The sequence below is a fragment of the Pseudogemmobacter sp. TB195 genome, assembly GCF_058313095.1.
In genome coordinates, this window is the sequence record NZ_JBZEGG010000007.1 from 1 (window position 1) to 17,155 (window position 17,155).

The 17,155-nt window shown below is 62.3% G+C and carries 17 protein-coding genes and 1 pseudogene; 8 read left to right on the forward strand and 10 right to left on the reverse strand.

The genetic code is table 11. The features are described 5' to 3' along the window. Positions 1–54 precede the first annotated feature (54 nt). Both AC4FS3_RS08635 and AC4FS3_RS08640 read left to right on the forward strand, forming a co-directional pair. On the forward strand, positions 55–2,415 hold the full coding sequence (locus tag AC4FS3_RS08635) for a hypothetical protein (protein WP_491020205.1): 2,361 nt from the start codon (positions 55–57) through the stop codon (positions 2,413–2,415). Positions 2,416–2,734: 319 nt separating this feature from the next. Continuing rightward, positions 2,735–3,360, forward strand: a pseudogene (locus AC4FS3_RS08640) (IS5 family transposase); the annotation flags it as partial. On the opposite strand, the gene AC4FS3_RS08645 reads toward AC4FS3_RS08640, so the two are convergent. The 4 genes from AC4FS3_RS08645 to AC4FS3_RS08660 form a co-directional block, all read right to left on the reverse strand. Then, entirely contained in the window at positions 3,305–3,490 is a 186-nt protein-coding gene (locus AC4FS3_RS08645) for a DMT family transporter (protein ID WP_491020386.1), read from the reverse strand. The pseudogene AC4FS3_RS08640 and the gene AC4FS3_RS08645 sit on opposite strands and share 56 nt — an antisense overlap. A gap of 253 nt (positions 3,491–3,743) precedes the next feature. Then, positions 3,744–4,193, reverse strand: coding sequence for a transposase (locus tag AC4FS3_RS08650; protein ID WP_491020206.1), 450 nt, complete (start codon positions 4,191–4,193; stop codon positions 3,744–3,746). A gap of 329 nt (positions 4,194–4,522) precedes the next feature. Then, the gene (tnpB, locus tag AC4FS3_RS08655) at positions 4,523–4,873 is read right to left on the reverse strand and encodes an IS66 family insertion sequence element accessory protein TnpB (RefSeq protein ID WP_491020207.1); all 351 of its coding nucleotides are present in this window, start codon (positions 4,871–4,873) and stop codon (positions 4,523–4,525) included. 237 nt (positions 4,874–5,110) lie between these two features. Further along, complete coding sequence (locus AC4FS3_RS08660) at positions 5,111–5,452, reverse strand: ArsR/SmtB family transcription factor (protein ID WP_283178875.1); 342 nt, start codon at positions 5,450–5,452, stop codon at positions 5,111–5,113. A gap of 42 nt (positions 5,453–5,494) precedes the next feature. Here AC4FS3_RS08660 and AC4FS3_RS08665 point away from each other — a divergent pair, with 42 nt between their 5' ends. The 6 genes from AC4FS3_RS08665 to AC4FS3_RS08690 are packed head-to-tail and all read left to right on the forward strand — an operon-like array spanning position 5,495 to position 9,854. Further along, complete coding sequence (locus tag AC4FS3_RS08665; RefSeq protein ID WP_491020208.1) at positions 5,495–5,923, forward strand: hypothetical protein; 429 nt, start codon at positions 5,495–5,497, stop codon at positions 5,921–5,923. Beyond that, a complete protein-coding gene (locus tag AC4FS3_RS08670; RefSeq protein WP_491020209.1) occupies positions 5,920–6,447 on the forward strand; it encodes an arsenate reductase/protein-tyrosine-phosphatase family protein in 528 nt (175 codons plus the stop codon). Before AC4FS3_RS08665 ends, AC4FS3_RS08670 begins: the two co-directional genes overlap by 4 nt. 7 nt (positions 6,448–6,454) lie before the next feature. Then, positions 6,455–6,880, forward strand: coding sequence for an arsenate reductase (glutaredoxin) (gene arsC, locus AC4FS3_RS08675; protein ID WP_491020210.1), 426 nt, complete (start codon positions 6,455–6,457; stop codon positions 6,878–6,880). A 3-nt stretch (positions 6,881–6,883) separates the two neighbouring features. Next, entirely contained in the window at positions 6,884–7,957 is a 1,074-nt protein-coding gene (gene arsB, locus AC4FS3_RS08680; protein WP_491020211.1) for an ACR3 family arsenite efflux transporter, read from the forward strand. Continuing rightward, complete coding sequence (gene arsH / locus AC4FS3_RS08685) at positions 7,954–8,667, forward strand: arsenical resistance protein ArsH (protein ID WP_491020212.1); 714 nt, start codon at positions 7,954–7,956, stop codon at positions 8,665–8,667. Before arsB ends, arsH begins: the two co-directional genes overlap by 4 nt. After that, complete coding sequence (locus tag AC4FS3_RS08690) at positions 8,664–9,854, forward strand: MFS transporter (RefSeq protein ID WP_491020213.1); 1,191 nt, start codon at positions 8,664–8,666, stop codon at positions 9,852–9,854. Before arsH ends, AC4FS3_RS08690 begins: the two co-directional genes overlap by 4 nt. A gap of 315 nt (positions 9,855–10,169) precedes the next feature. On the opposite strand, the gene AC4FS3_RS08695 is transcribed toward AC4FS3_RS08690, so the two are convergent. The 6 genes from AC4FS3_RS08695 to AC4FS3_RS08720 form a co-directional block, all read right to left on the reverse strand. After that, entirely contained in the window at positions 10,170–10,748 is a 579-nt protein-coding gene (locus tag AC4FS3_RS08695) for a TetR/AcrR family transcriptional regulator (protein WP_491020214.1), read from the reverse strand. A 108-nt stretch (positions 10,749–10,856) separates the two neighbouring features. Then, positions 10,857–12,209 (reverse strand): MATE family efflux transporter, encoded by a 1,353-nt coding sequence (locus AC4FS3_RS08700; protein WP_491020215.1) that lies wholly within the window; start codon positions 12,207–12,209, stop codon positions 10,857–10,859. Positions 12,210–12,255: 46 nt separating this feature from the next. Then, the gene (gene fabF, locus AC4FS3_RS08705; protein ID WP_491020216.1) at positions 12,256–13,527 is read right to left on the reverse strand and encodes a beta-ketoacyl-ACP synthase II; all 1,272 of its coding nucleotides are present in this window, start codon (positions 13,525–13,527) and stop codon (positions 12,256–12,258) included. Positions 13,528–13,802: 275 nt separating this feature from the next. After that, positions 13,803–14,786 (reverse strand): zinc-binding dehydrogenase, encoded by a 984-nt coding sequence (locus AC4FS3_RS08710; protein WP_491020217.1) that lies wholly within the window; start codon positions 14,784–14,786, stop codon positions 13,803–13,805. Between the two features lie 31 nt (positions 14,787–14,817). Then, a complete protein-coding gene (locus AC4FS3_RS08715) occupies positions 14,818–15,576 on the reverse strand; it encodes an SDR family NAD(P)-dependent oxidoreductase (RefSeq protein WP_491020218.1) in 759 nt (252 codons plus the stop codon). 29 nt (positions 15,577–15,605) lie between these two features. Next, a complete protein-coding gene (locus AC4FS3_RS08720) occupies positions 15,606–17,141 on the reverse strand; it encodes a xylulokinase (RefSeq protein ID WP_491020219.1) in 1,536 nt (511 codons plus the stop codon). Between the last annotated feature and the right edge of the window lie 14 nt (positions 17,142–17,155).

Sequence of the window (17,155 nt, forward strand, 5' to 3'; positions counted from 1 at the left end):
GCTTGCCAGCCATAATCTGGTCCTCCTGAAAACGGGATAAGCATATCCCTGTGGGTGGACCACTTCAGTGGGGGCATCCCAGATAAGCAAACGCGAGCAGAGCTTTATGCCGATTTGTCCTGGCCATCCGACACGCGGGGTGCTGTTTGGGGCGATCCGGCAGAAGCGTTTCGCGGCGTCTATGTAAAGTCGGGGGCTGCTGGTGAAGGAGCCTGGACCCGCATCGGTGACCTGCCGCAATCGGCCCTGACGGCATCCCAACTGGCTGCAAAGGCGGATAAAGCGCAGGTCGCCGGCAATCTCGCCATAGAGGCGGCGGCAAGACTGGCTGGCTATGCGGCCCTGCAGGCGCAGATTGAAAGCCTTTCCGCTCTTTCGGCCTCCGGCATCAACATCCGTGGATCGTGGCCTGCTGCAGCCGCATTCCCGCCAGCTGGGGCGGAGAATCCGGCAGTGGTGTCGGTCGCGCGCGGCGATGCCTGGACCGTAAGTTCACCAGGCACGGTTGGCGGGCAGGTGTTCGCGGTTGGTGACACCTTGATTGCGCTGGTCAACACGCCATCCACCACCATCTACGCTGGCAACTGGGTCCGGGTCGAGGAGCCGCAAACAGGTGTCGAGGCTGTTTTGAGGCCTCGGATCAATGCGGCTGAGGATCGCATTGATGATGGTGTGCGGCCACTCCCCCGGACGGCAGCCGTTATTGCTGAGGCCTCTGACGGCAATGCGCGTCAGCTGCGGGCTATCCAGTGGCTCGACAGCGTTGCTGGTGAGCCGTGGTACCATCTGCAGCCGATCCTCCAGTCGCGCATGTGCGGCAAAACACTGGCCCAGAAGCCGGGGGTGCTGAACAACAATCCCGCAATGACTTATGCCCACTCCGGACCAGGCGGCGGCACGGCTGTCACCGACTACAGCACATGGATCACGGGCGGCTTGACCGACTATCCAGTTGGCGCCTTCGGCGGCATTATCTGGTGGCATGCAGTCAGCAAGATCTATGCCTTCTTTATTGTCCGTCCGGGCGGCGGGACGGTGCAGTGGCGGATCAATGGCAATCTTGTCGGTACGCCCCTCGACACATCGGTCGGCACACCGGGCGAGGTCGCTATCCTTGAATATGATGCTGGCGCCGAGTTCACGCATCAGGGCTATCTCGTTGTCACCGGCGCCTCGGTCCGGCTGGCCTATATAGGCAGCACAAACGAGTATGCGAGCAATCTGGAACTGCATCACCTCCTGTCCAGGGGCGGTCTCGGCCTTCATCACTTCATGGACTACCCACAAGCTCGCGCTAACCTTCTGACGGTACTGGGACGTATCGACCCCCATCTGCACACATGGCAGGCGAAAGAGGATAATCCGTCTTTGGTCGATGGTGGTTACATCGATCAGTTCTTCAACATCCTCGACGCTGCCTCCACGGCTCAGCCGGACATTATCGTCTGTGGCGAGATTCCGGTTACCGGTAATCCAGCGCTGGCAGCGGCGTCACACACCCGCAATGCCGAACTTCGTGAACGTGTCCGTAAGCGCCGGCTGGCTGCAAGGTCTTACGTTTACGTCGATCTCGAGCGCGGCCTGAGCGTCGATGACGACGTGAATGTAGCCTACGATTTCCAGGTAGCTCTCGGCGCGGATTTCCGGGGTGACGGCACACATATCGGCACACGAGGCATCGCTGCATTCTATGGCCCACTGGTCGATCTTGTGTCTCGCGCAATGCCTGCTCGGGGCGGCGAGGCACTGCCGCCGTGGACGTCTCGCGTAGCACGCTTGGGACTGGGAACGACGATCTGTGGTGTCGATGGTATGGATCTGGGCAACCTTGTGCCTGGGGTCCGCGTCCGTGGGGCGGATCACGACACCGGATCGACGCTGCTGGAGTTCGGTGGCCGGTCGCTCAGGCTTAAAGGTGCGCAAGCTGGTGACATATTCCAACTCAGGGGCCTTGGCCCCGGGACGGGGTCGGAATGGAGTACCAACATCCTTCCGGCGAACTGGAAAATGGACAGCTGGAATGGCCCGCGCGGGGTGTCTCTCGTCGCGGCTACCGGCGGGCAGGTCTGGCGCCTCTCAGACAGCGACAGGGGCAATGGCCGGATGGTGATCGAAATCGGTGGGGCGCAACTTATCTCACTGACGCCGGCGCAATTGGCCGCACTGACCCCCAACTCCATCAACGGTACAATTTTTGTGGTTCAGTATGATGCTGGCCGGGCGCTGATGATGGCCAGCGGAAATGCCTGGACGCCGGTGCAGATGCAGCGCCCTGGCAATACCGGGAGCGGCATCTCGGCCACCACGCCGGGCGCGCCGGGTTGGTGGGCTATCGGAGGCGGGTATCGCTACGATTACACCGGCGACGGCACCACTCACTCCTGGGTGCGGACGGCTGTCCAGACAAGTTGGTAGAGCGGAAATGACTGTCAGGATCCGCGATATGCAGGTCGCTCTGTAATATCCTGACAGATATTTTTTTGTGCAGAAGGTAGGCGGCGTTTGTGCAGAAGCTGACGCCGCGCAACAAACTTCTGCCGGTTTCGTGGATGCGAATATAGGATGATCGTGACCCGGGAACTGGAGAATGGATATGACGAGACGGAAGTTCATCGTGAGTTTAAAATCGAGGCGGTCAGGCCGGTGACGGATCGGGGTGTGGCGATTGCTAGTGTCAGGACCCATTGATTATGGCTTTGTACGGTGATTCAGGAGGTGCCGGGAGGCCTTTCTGATGAGCAATCTCTTCTGGCTGACAGACGTGCAGATGGCCCGGCTTGAGCCGTTCTTCCCCACGAGCCATGGCCGTCCACGCGTCGATGATCGCCGCGTCCTGAGCGGCACAATTTTTATCAATCGCAATGGGTTGCGCTGGTGCGATGCCCCTCGTGAGTATGGTCCGCCCAAGACGCTCTACAATCGCTGGAAGCGCTGGAGCCGGATGGGAGTGATCACGCGAATGATGCACGGATTGGCATCGGAGGCTGCCGACGAGAAGACCATCATGATCGATGTCGAGTCGGGGCAGCGCCATTGGTTCAAGCGCCCCGGCGAAGGGTATCTGAAAGCCCACCGCACGGCCTTCAGCCTGCGGGTGAAAAAGGGGGGCGTGGTCGCCTGATCGGTCGCACGAAAGGCGGTATGAACACTAAGCTTTACGCCGTTGCCGATGCTCAAGGCCCACCGATTAGCCTGTTTGTCACAGCCGGGCCGGTCAGCGACTACAGCGGAGCCGCCGCACTGCTGCGCAGCTTTCCAAAGGCACAGTGGATGCTGGCCGATCGGGGCTACGATGCCGATTGGTTCAGAGATGCGTTGAAAGACAAGGGCATAAGCGCCTGTATCCCGGGCCGGAGATCACCGCAATTATGAAACCCGCCGCGCCCATTATCGGCACCAGGAAGATCGCGACGGTGACATAGCCGACCCCTACCAGCCCGCCGATCCAGATCCACCTCGGCAGTGCCGTGGCCGCGCCCAGATCAGGCATCGGCACAAGCAGAAGGCGCTGTTGCAGAAGTCCCCGTCGAGCAGGATTCACACGTTGAATCCTTGGGTTTAAAATGCTGGTATGACCAAGCCTGAAGGTAAGCCTTATGTCGTGGATGTGGGGCCGAAGAGAAATGACTCATTCGGATATAGAATTCTGAATTTTCTGATTCTCGGGACGGAGATCCCACGTCCAGCATTTTTCAGAAAGACTACTCATATATATCAGATTACGATCAGAATTTATCGATATGTCAATTGGACGAAGAAATGGCCCGTATTATACTCGATAACCTCTCGATTGGCATTGATGCATCAAATTTCAGTATAGCATCTCTGATTTGCAGAGTGCATTCGTAAAAATTGCCCACCTGACTCGATTTATGAGTATCAAACGGCCGCCGCACATCGTGATGGCCCCGAGTTCCTTTTGCATCGAGTCTGACTTCTGTCGACTTAATCTCGACAAATCTTGGCGCGCCTGTTTTGATGGGATTTTCTTTGCGGACCCACTTTCCCAGCGTGCAGTCATCGATGCCGATCTCACGAGCCAAGTTGGCAATCGTCGCGCCGGCAGCGACTTTTCTGGCGGCCTCTGCCTTGACTTCTTTCGGCCATCTGCGGCGTCCAGCGGTATCGCTCCGAACCGGAATTCCCCATATTTTATGGGATTGTGCTGCGATGTCGTCATTTTCAGTCGGCATGGTTGACTTTCAACGGAGAAGGAGTGTTGCAAGTAATCTGAGGGTTTTTTCAACTCCCGGCAGGAGCAAACCTACCGAAGTCGATAGTAAGATTGGTGCTGCCAAATCAGCACGATCACAGTTTTATTTACTATTATGTTCGACCGAATTGTGATTAACTATATCGGAATCTTCCGAGAGTAAATTCTCACCGATTGCATCCTTTAGAGTATAAGCTTCTATTGACATTGGGGATTCATTAAGGATATCGTAGCCGTATAGAAGGCCAAGAACTTCAATGATCCCACAGTCGCTATTGGGAGGGATAATTTGATCATGGCGCATGATTTTCACAACGCCGAAGGAGTGTGGGTGTGGAGCGGAACAACACGGCGCCAATCAATGCCCTCAAACAGCGCCTGAAACTGACTGGTCGAAATACTCAAAGCATCCTTTGTCGGCGTTGGCCATGTAAATGCACGATCCTCCAGCCTCTTGAGGACGAGAACAACACCTGATCCATCCCAGAAGACCATCTTTAAACGGTCTGCTCGACGTGATCTGAAAATGAATATCGCCCCGCTGAAGGGCTTCAGGCGCATCTGTGAAACGACCTGCGACTGCAGTCCATCTATCCCCTTGCGGAAGTCGATGGGGTGGGTCCAGACGTAGATTTTGACGTTACCTAGGCTGTTGATCATACCAAGCAGCCCTTGGTGGATGCACTGTGCGGAATCCCGTGGCTTAACGCATGGTTTGGTCGCATTGGGTGTGTCGGCGGGGGCATGTCGGGGCTCCAATTTAGGTCCCGTCATTGTCCCTGAGGTACAGGAATCCGTTAAGCCCCCCTCGATGCCATGCTTACGATACAGCCGGTGGCGCCCGCCTGATCCATCGCTGCGCAGGGCAAGGTGAAAAGGAAGAATGCCAGTATCAATTCAGTCGGTCTTCTCCGCGCTGGCGCACCCATCGGTCCCCACTTCAGGAAGGCATATGCGGCCGCCGCAGCAATCTTCCATGAGAAACCGCAAAAGGCCGTTCAGGGCATCGAACTCGGCGGTGTAAAGGATCGACCGGCTTTCGCGGCGGGAGGATACCAGGCCCGCACGCTCCAGTTCTTTCGCATGAAAGCTGACATTCGAGGCGGTAACCCCGGCCTGCTCGGCGATCACGCCTGCGGCGAGACCCTCCGGCCCGGCTACGACCAGCATTCGCAGGATGCGCAGGCGGGTTTCCTGAGACAGGGCTCCGAAGGACAAGAGCGCTTGACGTTCATCCATTATTTGATGATCCTATAAATATCGAATCAACAGGTATCGCAAATGACGATCCAAAGCAATATCGGCGCGCCGACCGGCGCCGCCGATCCGGGAGATATTACCCTCCGCGGGTTTCTCGAAGCAGTCTGGCACTTTGGGCCTCGGCCCGTGGTCTTCCGCTATGATGCCGCGGAGGTGCGGCCCGTCTGTCAGGTCACCGAGGTCAGGGCCGGGCAGTTTCGCGTGCTGGATTGTGGGGGCAACCCGGAGGCCAGGTTGCCCTTCGGGGTCGGTGATAAAGTGCGGCCGATGGAGCTTTTCCGGGCGGTGGTGCCGGTTGTCACCGAGGGAGTTGCCCGGATTGTACTTCGCCGCGTCCCGCAAGCTGCAAGCCGCGCGATCGCTGGCCGGTGCCGCAGCAATCCTCTTGCTGCGTTTCGCGTGCCTTCGGCGGCTGAACCGGCTGCCCTCCTGCCCTGGAGGTTCCGATGACCCAAAGCGTCTGTAACGACCCTTGCCTCTGCACCGGCAATTCGGTGCATTCGATCCTCGCTGAACCCGTGCTGCGTCAACTTGCCGAGGGGCTGTACAACCCCTCCTCCGCTGAACGTTACCCGAGGCCAGACATCGACCCGGCGGCACTCAAAGTGTTGAAGACCTTTCAGTATCCGACGGAGGACCTGCGCCCGAAAAGCTGGGACGAGTTCGCGCAGGACGCTGCGCCGCAATTCGGCCTGGTGATCACCAGTGGTAAGGATGTGGCCGGAGAGGTCTGCCCGGCCCGGCCAGGCTCGCCAGCCACAGGCCATTGCGGCATTGCGGATCCGGCCGCTGTCACTGGCACGGGGCTCGAGCGCGAGGTGGTCTTTGCCGAGGCGTTTCGTTACCTGCGGCTCCGCCTTGAGCTTTTCTGTGCCCTGCTGGTTGCATCGCAGGATGCAACCAGCCTGATCCGCCACCTGCGTGAGATCGGCCGCGCCGAGGGCGCAACTGACCGGCCGCGCGACAGTATCTGAGGACATTATGGACATCGTCATCTACCACAACCCCGCCTGCGCGACCTCGCGCAACACGCTGGCCATGATCCGCAATGCCGGTGTTGAGCCGCATGTGATCGAATATCTGAAGACGCCGCCGGGCCGTGCGATGGTGCAGGACCTGGTGGCCAGGATGGGAATGCCCCTGCGCGCCCTGCTGCGCGAGAAGGACACGCCCTTTGCAGAGCTTGGCCTTGGGGATCCGGGCCTGACCGACGATCAGCTTCTTGATGCCATTGCGGCGCATCCGGTGCTGATGAACCGACCGGTGGTGGTGTCGCCGAAGGGTGTTCGCCTTTGCCGCCCCTCCGAGGATGTCCTGGATCTGCTGCCGCCGCAGCAGGGCGCGTTCACCAAGGAGGACGGCGAGCAGGTCGTCGACGGGGCGGGCAACCGCATCAGGTCCGCCTGAGCGATGGCACCTTCACCCTCACGACGCCTGTCATTCCTTGACCGCTATCTGACGGTCTGGATTTTCGCCGCCATGGCCCTTGGCATCCTGATGGGATCCGTGATCCCCGTTCTGCCCAACCTGATGGAAAGCCTGTCCATCGGCACCACCAATATTCCGATCGCCATCGGCCTGATCGTGATGATGTATCCGCCACTGGCCAGGGTCCGCTACGAGGATTTGCCGCAGGTTTTCGCCGATCGCCGCGTGCTGATTCTGTCGCTGGTGCAGAACTGGCTGATCGGACCGGTGCTGATGTTCGCCCTTGCCGTGATCTTCCTGCGCGACCATCCCGATTACATGACCGGCCTGATCCTGATCGGGCTCGCACGTTGTATCGCCATGGTTCTGGTCTGGAACCAGCTTGCGCGCGGCGACAGCCAGTATGTAGCGGGTCTGGTTGCCTTCAACTCGATCTTTCAGATCCTTTTCTTCCCGGTCTGCGCCTGGGTCTTCCTGACTGTGCTGCCGCCCCTATTCGGGCTGGCGGGCAGCGTGATCGATATCAGCATATGGACCATAGCCGAGGCGGTGCTGATTTATCTCGGCCTCCCCTTTGCCGCGGGCTATCTGACTCGTCGCCTGCTGATCGCCCGGCGTGGGCAGGCCTGGTATGCAGAGCAGTTCCTGCCAAAGATCAGCCCGCTGACACTCGCGGCACTGCTCTTCACCATCATCGCCATGTTCAGCCTGAAGGGTGGCGATGTTCTGACCCTGCCGGGCGACGCGTTGCGCATCGCGGTGCCGCTGACCCTCTATTTCCTGATCCAGTTCACCATCAGTTTCTGGATGGGGCGGCTGATCGCGGCGGACTACCCCCGCACGACAGCCATCGCTTTCACCGCCGCCGGCAACAATTTTGAACTGGCCATCGCGGTCGCCATCGCGGCCTTCGGGCTGGCCTCGCCGGTGGCTTTTGCTGCTGTCATCGGGCCGCTGGTGGAGGTGCCGGTGCTGATCCTGCTGGTATCCGTCGCGCTGCGGCTCGGCCGGCGCTGGTTCCCCGATGCCCTAACGAAAGAAGAGATGAAGACGTGACCGATCTCCCGAACCTCACCGATGCCATGCGCATTCCGCTGGCAGGCGATCTGCTCGCCCCCTCGCGGTCGGCGCATCCGCCACGGATCCTGCTGCTCTACGGCTCTCTCCGCGCGCGGTCCTATAGCAGGTTCCTGACGCAGGAGGCCGGGAGGCTGCTGCAATATTTCGGCTGCGAGACGCGCATTTTCGACCCCAAAGGCCTGCCATTGCCGGACGAGACCGGCGCCGATCATCCGAAGGTGCAGGAGCTGCGCGACCTCTGCCTCTGGTCTGAAGGCCAGGTCTGGACCAGTCCCGAACGCCACGGGGCCATGACCGGGGTGATGAAAAGCCAGATCGACTGGATCCCGCTCTCCATGGGCGCGATCCGACCGACCCAGGGGAGGACCCTGGCGGTCATGCAGGTCTCGGGCGGGTCGCAAAGCTTCAATGCCCTGAATCAGATGCGTATTCTTGGCCGCTGGATGCGGATGCTGACCATCCCGAACCAGTCCTCGGTTGCGAAGGCCTATGATGAGTTCGACGAGGCCGGCCGGATGCGACAATCGCCCTATTATGACCGCGTGGTCGATGTGATGGAGGAGCTGGTGAAATTCACGCTTCTGACCCGCGACATCTCCGCAGTGCTGACCGATCGCTACAGTGAACGCAAAGAGGCCGCCCAAGCTCTGGCAGCCCGGCTTCGACTGGACGGGGCTGTACGATGACCCTTGCCGCACCGGCCTTGCCCCTGCGGCGCTGGCCAGTGATCACCGCGCTCGGCATCGTGCAGATCTTTGCCTGGGGCAGCAGCTACTATCTGATGGCCCCGCTGGCCGGCCCTATTGTGGCCGATACCGGCTGGCCGCTCCCCTGGGTGATCGGAGCCCTGTCGCTCGGGCTGCTTGTGGCTGGGCTGGCTTCGCCCCACGTTGGCACGGCCATTGCACGACATGGCGGCAGGCCGGTGCTTGCCGGCGGAATGGTCCTGCTGTCGGCAGGCCTTCTTGTGCTCGCGGCGGCTCCGAACCTGCCGGTGTTCTGCCTTGGCTGGGTCATCATCGGCCTCGGCATGTCGGCAGGGCTCTATTATCCGGCCTTCGCAACGCTGGGCCGTCTTTATGGTCGCGACGCCCGATCTGCGCTCACCGCGCTGACCCTTTGGGGCGGATTTGCCAGCACGGTCTGCTGGCCGATCTCGGTCTGGGCGGTCGGGCAGTTCGGCTGGCGCGGCACCGCCGCCGGCTACGGATTGCTGCATCTGACGATTTGCCTGCCGCTGATCTGGCGCATGATCCCGCAGGAGATGAAAGGACCACCGATGGGCAAGGGGCAGGCGACGGCGCAGCTAGCGCTTTCGCGGCCCGAGCGCCGCAGTTTCCGGATCCTGACGAGTATCTTCACCCTGGCCGCGATCATTGCGGCTGTGGTGTCTGTCCATCTCCTGACCCTGCTGGAGGCCCGTGGCGTGTCAACTGCTGCGGCGGTCGCGATGGGCGCGCTGATCGGTCCGGCACAGGTCGCCTCGCGCCTGGTGGAGATCGCGAGCGGTGGCAAACATCACCCCAGATGGACCCTGCTGTTGGCGGCTGTCCTCTTTACTGCGGGTGTGGCTCTGCTGGCCTCCGGCTTTGGCTTTTCGGGCCTCGCGCTCATGCTTTATGGCGGCGGCAACGGCCTGTTCTCGATCGCCCGCGGGGCGCTGCCCATGGCGCTGTTCGGACCCGATCGATATCCCGCCCTGATGGGGCGCATGGCACGGCCAGCCCTGATCGCCCAGGCAGCAGCCCCTTTGGCCGGGGCATTCGCAATACAGTTTCTGGGGGCGAACACAGTGCTTTTTCTGCTCATGGTTCTCGCGGAATCAGCATTGGTGCTGACCATCTCCGTCGCCGTTGTCCGGCCACGGTGCTGAACGGCAGGCCGGCATCAGTGACTGTTATCCGAACAGCGCAAAATGCGACAGAGCCAGAGGTGGGTTGCGCCAGATTCCTGCAACACTCCCGTCCGCCGGAGACGGAACGAAACCCTGGCAGCGGAAGAGACCGGGCGCTCTCCTGACAATTTTAAACCTCGCGGCAGGCAGGCTCTGCCCTGGGTCTTTATCGGAAACGCAATGCAGAAGCGCGCGACCTGATTGCCAGACTGCGCCGATGGGTCAGCAGGCTGGACAGGGTCGACGATCCGAAGGGTGAGAAACTGTTGGACCTGGAACGCCTGCCAGACCTCCCTACCCTGCCGCGATTTCACGAACCTGTCTCGCTGCGGCTTCCAGCAGTGCATGTGCCAGGGCATCGTCATTCACCGCCCGCGAGAGCGTCAGCGCGCCCACCATCAGCGACAGCACGGCCATCGCCTTGTCCGAGAGCCGGTTTTCGCCGGCAGAGCCGGTCATCTCCGTCAGCATCCGAAGATGCTCCCGCACGCCGACCTCGAACTGCGCTCTGACCTCTGGTCCGTGACGGGCAGCATCGGCCCCCAAAGCGACAAAGGGGCAGCCTTCCCCCTTCCTGTTCAGATGTTCGGGCGAAAGATAAAAGGCGGTGACAGCCTCAAGCGGCGCATCGGGGTTTTCGGCAACCACGTCCGACCAGCGCCGTGTCGCCATTTCCATTGCGCGCGCGGAGGCCTGCCCGATCAGATCCTCTTTCGAGGCAAACTGTTTGTAAAAACCGCCCTGTGTCAGGCCAGCGCCCTTCATCAGATCCTTGAGCCCGATGCCATCGAAACCATGTTCGCGAAACAGCTTGCTGGCCGCGTTGATCACGGCCTGATGGTTCTCTTCCGCCTGCGCACGGCTCACTCTCATGAGGCGCTCCGATCCCTGAATTCGCTGGGAAATTCTTACCGCATATAGAGGCTGAACGCAATCAAAGCAGCATCCATCCCGTCACATCCAGGGGGCATTAAGGCAGGTCTATCGCCGCAACACCGACCCGAGCATGATCAGGCCATAGGCCAAAAGCCCGAGCCCCAATGCCAGATAGAGGGCACGGATGTCCCCACTCCATTCCAGTGCCAGCCAGCCACCGCCAAGCGCGATCACAAGCCGGACAATCCCCGCCACCAGCGGCATTGTCAGCCGTTGCTGACCCTGCGCCGCGAAGTAAAGCACCAGCCCGAGGCCGAAGAAACCGTAAAACGGTCCCACGATCTGCAGATAGGCGCGGCCGGTATCGATCATCTCAGCCTCGGCGCTGAACAGCGTCAGCCAGGCCACCGGAAAGGCGGCCGCGATCAGGCCCACCGCTTCGGTTACGGCAAAGGCCAGCACCGCGCCGGTCAGCGCGATCTGGCGCGCCCGGGCCTCCAGGCCGGCGGCGGCATTGGTGCCGACCAGCGCCACCATCGGGGCACCGATGCCGAAGACCATCGGGATCAGCAGATATTCCAGCCGGATGCCGGTGCCAAAGCCCGCCACCGCCCCGACCCCCAGCCGCAGCGCGATGATCGCCGTGCTGCCCGCGATGACAACATTGCTGATCACCGACTGAACCGAAGACAGCGCACCGATCTTCAGTATCCCGGCAAAATGCCGTGCTTGCAGCGGCAGCCAGCGAAAGCGCGCGGGGTTGCGGCCAGATGCGATGTAAAGGCCCAGAATGGCCGCCCCCACCGCGTAATAGAGCACCAGCGCCAGACCGCCGCCCGCAATGCCCATCGCCGGGATCGGTCCGAAGCCGAAGATCAGCAGCGGCGAGACCGGGATCAGGAAAACCACCCCGAGCACCGAGACGAGCGCGGGCACCAGCATATTGCCCGCACCACGGATCACACTGCCCAGGCCGTTCATCAGCCAGGTGAAGACATTCCCGGCAAAGACCACGTTGGAATAGATGATCGCGGCTTCCAGCTCGCCGCCCCGCCCGCCAAGCGCGGTGTAGATCGGGCGGCCCCAGATCAGGAACAGCGCCGAGAACGCAAGGCCAATCCCCAGATTGACCACCACAGCATGCAGCACCAGCGCATCGGCATCGGCCCTGCGTCCGGACCCGAGCGCACGGGCGATCGAGGAGGAGACCGCCCCGCCCACCGCCCCGGCTGAAATCATCGTCATCAGCATGACCACCGGAAAGACCAGCGCCATACCCGCCAGCGCATCGGTGCCGAGTTTCGAGACCCAGAAGGTCTCGATCAGTCCGGTCGAGGCCTGCGCGAGCATGATCAGCACATTAGGCAAGGCCATCCGCACCAGCAGCGGCAGGATCGGTGCCTCCAGCAGACGCTGCGTGCGCGGGTCGCGTTCAATCGTGGCAGTGGCAGCGGTCATGCGGGCACCAATGGGCTGTAGGCGGAGACAGAAGCAGCGGAAAGTGTCACAGCGAGGCCCAGCGGCGCAGGGCAAGGCTGGCATTGACACCCCCAAAGCCAAAGCCGTTCGACAGGGCATAGTCGGTATCGATGCTGCGGGCCGTGGCGCCGACAATATCCAGCCCCCCGGCCGCCGGGTCCGGATCGGTCAGGTTGCGCGTCGGCGGCGCGATCTGGTCGCGCAGCGCGAGTGCGGTGAAAATCGCCTCCAGCCCGCCTGCCGCCCCCAGAAGATGGCCGGTCGCCGATTTGGTTGCGCTGATCGCCGGGCCTGGCAGACCGGCGAACAGGGTCCGGATCGCCGCCAGCTCGCCCAGATCACCGACCGGGGTCGAGGTGGCATGGGCGTTCAGATGGCCGACCGCGCCCGGCGCAATCCCGGCCTGGGCCAGCGCAATCTCCATCGCGCGGCGCGCGCCGTCGCCATCTTCGGGGCCTGCGGTGATGTGCCATGCGTCTGATGTGGTGCCATATCCGACGATCTCGGCAATCGGTTGCGCACCGCGCGCGAGGGCGTGGTCCAGCGCCTCGATCACCAGGATGCCCGCGCCTTCGCCCATCACGAACCCGTCGCGTGCCCGGTCAAACGGGCGGGAGGCCAGCGCGGGCGTCTCATTCCAGCCGGTCGACAGCGCGCGGGCCGCGGCGAATCCGCCAAGCGCCGTACGATCGATACAGGCCTCGGCCCCGCCGCAAAGCGCGACGTCGATCTCGCCCGCGCGGATCATGCGGGCGGCATCGCCAATGGCCTGCACCCCCGCCGCGCAGGCGGTGACCGGCGCGCCAAGCGGCCCCTTGAATCCGTACCGGATCGACACCTGACCTGCCGCAAGGTTCGCAAGGAACGAAGGCACCGTGAAAGGCGACAGGCGGCGCGGACCCCGGTCCGCCACCGTCGCCACGGCGTCAACGATGGCATGGAACCCGCCGATCCCGGTCGCGATTATCGTGGCTGTGCGGTGACGTTGTTCATCGGTTGCAGGGATCCACCCCGCCTGTGCCACGGCCTCATCGGCTGCCGCCATGGCGAAAAGGATGAAGCGATCCATCCGCCGCTGGTCCTTGGGCGCGACCGTCCTGTCGGGGTCAAAACCACCTTCCGGATCCTCGGCGGATCCGGGAACCGGCGCCGCGATCCTGCATCCCAGATCGGCACTGACCGCATCCGGCAGAAGGCGCAGACCTGAGCCGCCCGCCAGCAGGCGTTGCCAGGCCAGCTCTGTGCCGGTGCCGAGCGGGCTGACGGCGCCCATACCTGTAATCACGATTCTGCGCATGGCATGTTCTCCGATCCATGTTAGATGTCATATGACATCTAACATGGATCAGCAAGACACCTGGCGTTACGGGATACCCGGCACTATCAGTCGCAGTCAGATCCCGGCGCATGGCCGTCGCGCCGTCCCGGTCGGGAAAAGCTCTGCGGAAATCTTATGGAAGGAAGGCCCCCTGTAATCCGGGCCCTAATCCAGGCCTCTATTCACGCGGGCAGAACATGCCGGTGTCGCCGGATCATGAAACGGCGCAGAATGCATCATGCCGTGACATGCCCTCAGAGCAGAACCACCTGTTTGCCGCGCAGCATACCTTGCCGGACCTCTGCAAGCACGTCCGGCAATGTGGAAAATCCGGATACGCTTATCGGAGGCAGCTCCAGCGATCCCTGCTCAACCAGGCTGAAAAGCCGGGTCCCGGCCTGACGCAGCAGCCGCAGATCCTCGCGGCATCCATGTTGGTGGATGCTGTTCAGCGCCACTTCGTGCAGGGACAGAGCGGTAGAAAATGCGGACAGCGGCGCGCTTTCCTGCCTGTCCTGGATGCAGATCAGGTGGCCGTTATAGCCGATCAGCGGTGCCAGCGTGCGGGCATGAGTGCCGCTGACCGTGTCGAAAGCCGCATGAAGACGGCGTGGGCCGAGGGCGGCCGTCAGCTGCTGCTGCCAGTCCGGATCATGATAGTCGAAAACCCCGCTGACCCCGAGGGACAACAATGCCGGGTGATGCGAGAGAGAGGCAGTTGCCCAGACACGCCAGCCCAGCCTCAAAGCAAGCTGGCAAAGGATCAGCCCGACAGCGCCACCGCCGCCACAGACCAGCACATCGCGCCCTCCGGTGCCGGGCAGTTTTTCCAGGGCCTGCCAGGCTGTCAGGCCCGGACAGGGCAATGCGGCGGCTTGCGCATCATCGACCCCCTGCGGGACTGCCATAAGGGCATCCGCGCGGATCACGATATGGCTGGCAAAACTGCCATTCCGCCCAAGTCCCTGATGATAGGCGTAACGCATGCCTGTCGGCAGCTGCACCCCTGCCCCGGCGGCAAGCAATATGCCACAGCCATCAACCCCCGGAACATGCCCGGGGCTCCAGAGCGGGTACCCCCATTCGATCATCTTCCAGTCGACCGGGTTCAGCCCGATCGACAGGTTTTGCAGCAACACCTCGCCGGGCCCGGGAACGGGCAGCGCGCGGCTTTCCTGCTTCAGCCCTGTGGGCTGCCCCTGGCTCTGCCATGTCCAGGCAATCATCTCATCGGCCAAAACTCTCTCCCCCGCAAAGCCTGCCCGGCTGTCAGAATCCGCCGCTCACAAAACCGCCATCAACCGCGATCTCGGTGCCGGTGACATAGGCCGCCGCCGGGGCGGCAAGGAACAAAGCGGCCCCGATGATATCCTCGGCCCGGCCCCAGCGTTTGATGGCACATCGGTGCAGAATGCGCCCGGTCAGACCGGCATCCTCCTGGAGGCCGGTTGTCATATCGGTCGCGATATAGCCCGGCGTGACCGCGTTCACCCGGATCCCCTCGGCGGCAAAAGCATGGGCGAGATGGCGGGTCAGCCCCAGAACGCCCGCCTTGCTCGCGCCATAGGCCGGCACCGCCGTATCGGTCAGATAGCTGAGCATCGAAGCCGTGTTGATGATCGAGCCGCCCTGGCGTGCCAGCAGGGGGCGCGCCGCCATGCTCAGCCCCATGACGCTGTTAAGGTTGACTTCCATGACTTCGAGGAAGGTGTCGGTTTCATATTCCTTGTCGGGCCGGGCAATCCCGGCGGCATTGACCAGAATATCGAGACGGCTGAACCCGTCGAAAGCGCCCGCCACCGCTTTGCGATCCGTCACATCGAGGCGGGCGAAGCGCATCCCTGCGACGGGCGGCGTGGCATTCAGCCGCCCGATCTTGGCCGCAGAACTGCCCATAGCGACGACCTCGGCGCCGAGGCCCGCAAAGGCCTCAGCGATGGCGAGGCCAATGCCACTGGTGCCGCCGGAAACGCAGACCGTCTGGCCGGCAAAAAGATCGGGGGCAAAGGATGCAAGCGGGGTGGTCATCTCAGCGGGTCTCCTTCGGGAATCTCAGGTCAGACGCAGCCCTGGCGATAGCGTGCCAGAGAGTGCGAGAGGTCATATTGCTGCGTTGCGGCCAGGCGATAGGCGGCCAGCCCGGCCTGATAGACCGGGCGATGTGCGGGGCGCGGGCTGTGCCGCGATGCTTCGGCATGGATCGCGCGGATCGGCGAGAAGTCGGGCCAGATCTTCAGCGCATGGAAGGCGATGGCGGCGGCGCCCAGCGTTGCGGCCTCTTGGTCAACCGCGGTCTTGACCACATCGATCTCAAGAATATCCGCGAAGATCTGGCGCCAGAAGGCACTGCGGGCGCCACCGCCAACCGCCACCAGGGACGGGCCGATGGGGGTCATGCGGCGCAATTCGTCCAGCGCCACCCGAAGGCCATAGGCGACCCCTTCGAACGCGGCACGCAGCAGATCGCCACGGTCATGCTGCAGCGAAAGGCCGATCCAGCCGCCCCGCACTTCGGCGCCGCCTTCCAGCGATGTGCCGCCGCCCAGCGTCGGCACCATCAGCAGGCCGCGCGCCCCGGGTGGAGAGGTCTCCGCCAGCTTTTCCATTGCGGCATGGCCCATGTCTTCGCCATCCGCACCAAGGATCCTGCGGGTCCAGTCCATCGTGGTCCCCGAAGAGAAGATGGATGTGGCCGAGATGAACTGCCCCGGCACCAGATGGGCGAAAGCATAGGAGCGGACTTTCGGGTCCAGGACCGGGCGTGCGGCGGATATCGTCAGCCAGCTTGACGAGCCCATCGAGGAAAAGAGATCGCCGTCTTCAAAGGTCTGCGCGCCAAGCGCCATGCAGGAATTATCGACCCCGCCTGCAATGACGGCCGTCCCGGGCTTAAGCCCGAGCGTCTGTGCCGCCGTCTTTGTCAGCTCGCCGATCACCGAGGCCGATGGCACGATTTCCGGCAGGAGATCTGCGCACAGCCCAGCGGCGGCCAGGATCTCCGGGTCATATTGTCCGGCCTGCAGATCAAATGCCCCCGAACCGGAGGCATAGGACGGATCCGTCACCATCCGCCCCGTCATCAGGAAATTGAGATAATCCTTGGTGCCGAGAATGCGGTTGGTACGGGCGAAGATCTCCGGGGCGTTCCGGCGCAGCCAGAGGATTTTGAACAGCGGGTAAAGCGGTGCCGGGAAGCCATTTCCGGTGCGCAGATACCAGCTTTCCTCGTCGAAACGGTCGAAGAACGCAGCCGCATCCTGCTGGGCCCGTCCGTCTGACCAGATCGGCACTGCATCCTGCAGCAACTGACCCTCTGCATCGACCGGAATACAGCCAAGACTGTGGCCCGAGAGGCTGATCGCCCTGACATCCGCAGCCGTAAACCCGGCCGCCCCGCCTTTCGCCAGCAATGCGGCCGTGGTTCGGATCAGAGCCTGCCACCAGTCTGCCGGCCGTTGCTCATGCAGCGACGGCACGGGATAGAATGTCGGGTAATTTTCAACCACTTCGGCGAGCACCCTGCCATCGGGCGCGACAACGGCACCTTTGAGCCCCCCGGTGCCGAGGTCGCATGCCAGAACCAGATCCTTCATCATTTCTCTCCCGC

Excerpts from the sequence above, each read along its gene's own strand:
- AC4FS3_RS08720 (WP_491020219.1), bottom strand. The coding sequence starts at position 17,141 with ATGAAGGATCTGGTTCTGGCATGCGACCTCGGCACCGGGGGGCTCAAA.
- AC4FS3_RS08660 (WP_283178875.1), bottom strand. The coding sequence starts at position 5,452 with ATGGATGAACGTCAAGCGCTCTTGTCCTTCGGAGCCCTGTCTCAGGAA.
- AC4FS3_RS08690 (WP_491020213.1), top strand. The coding sequence starts at position 8,664 with ATGACCCTTGCCGCACCGGCCTTGCCCCTGCGGCGCTGGCCAGTGATC.
- AC4FS3_RS08650 (WP_491020206.1), bottom strand. The coding sequence starts at position 4,193 with ATGCCGACTGAAAATGACGACATCGCAGCACAATCCCATAAAATATGG.
- arsC (WP_491020210.1), top strand. The coding sequence starts at position 6,455 with ATGGACATCGTCATCTACCACAACCCCGCCTGCGCGACCTCGCGCAAC.
- AC4FS3_RS08695 (WP_491020214.1), bottom strand. The coding sequence starts at position 10,748 with ATGAGAGTGAGCCGTGCGCAGGCGGAAGAGAACCATCAGGCCGTGATC.
- AC4FS3_RS08700 (WP_491020215.1), bottom strand. The coding sequence starts at position 12,209 with ATGACCGCTGCCACTGCCACGATTGAACGCGACCCGCGCACGCAGCGT.
- arsB (WP_491020211.1), top strand. The coding sequence starts at position 6,884 with ATGGCACCTTCACCCTCACGACGCCTGTCATTCCTTGACCGCTATCTG.
- tnpB (WP_491020207.1), bottom strand. The coding sequence starts at position 4,873 with ATGATCAACAGCCTAGGTAACGTCAAAATCTACGTCTGGACCCACCCC.
- AC4FS3_RS08670 (WP_491020209.1), top strand. The coding sequence starts at position 5,920 with ATGACCCAAAGCGTCTGTAACGACCCTTGCCTCTGCACCGGCAATTCG.
- AC4FS3_RS08665 (WP_491020208.1), top strand. The coding sequence starts at position 5,495 with ATGACGATCCAAAGCAATATCGGCGCGCCGACCGGCGCCGCCGATCCG.
- AC4FS3_RS08715 (WP_491020218.1), bottom strand. The coding sequence starts at position 15,576 with ATGACCACCCCGCTTGCATCCTTTGCCCCCGATCTTTTTGCCGGCCAG.
- fabF (WP_491020216.1), bottom strand. The coding sequence starts at position 13,527 with ATGCGCAGAATCGTGATTACAGGTATGGGCGCCGTCAGCCCGCTCGGC.
- AC4FS3_RS08645 (WP_491020386.1), bottom strand. The coding sequence starts at position 3,490 with ATGCCTGATCTGGGCGCGGCCACGGCACTGCCGAGGTGGATCTGGATC.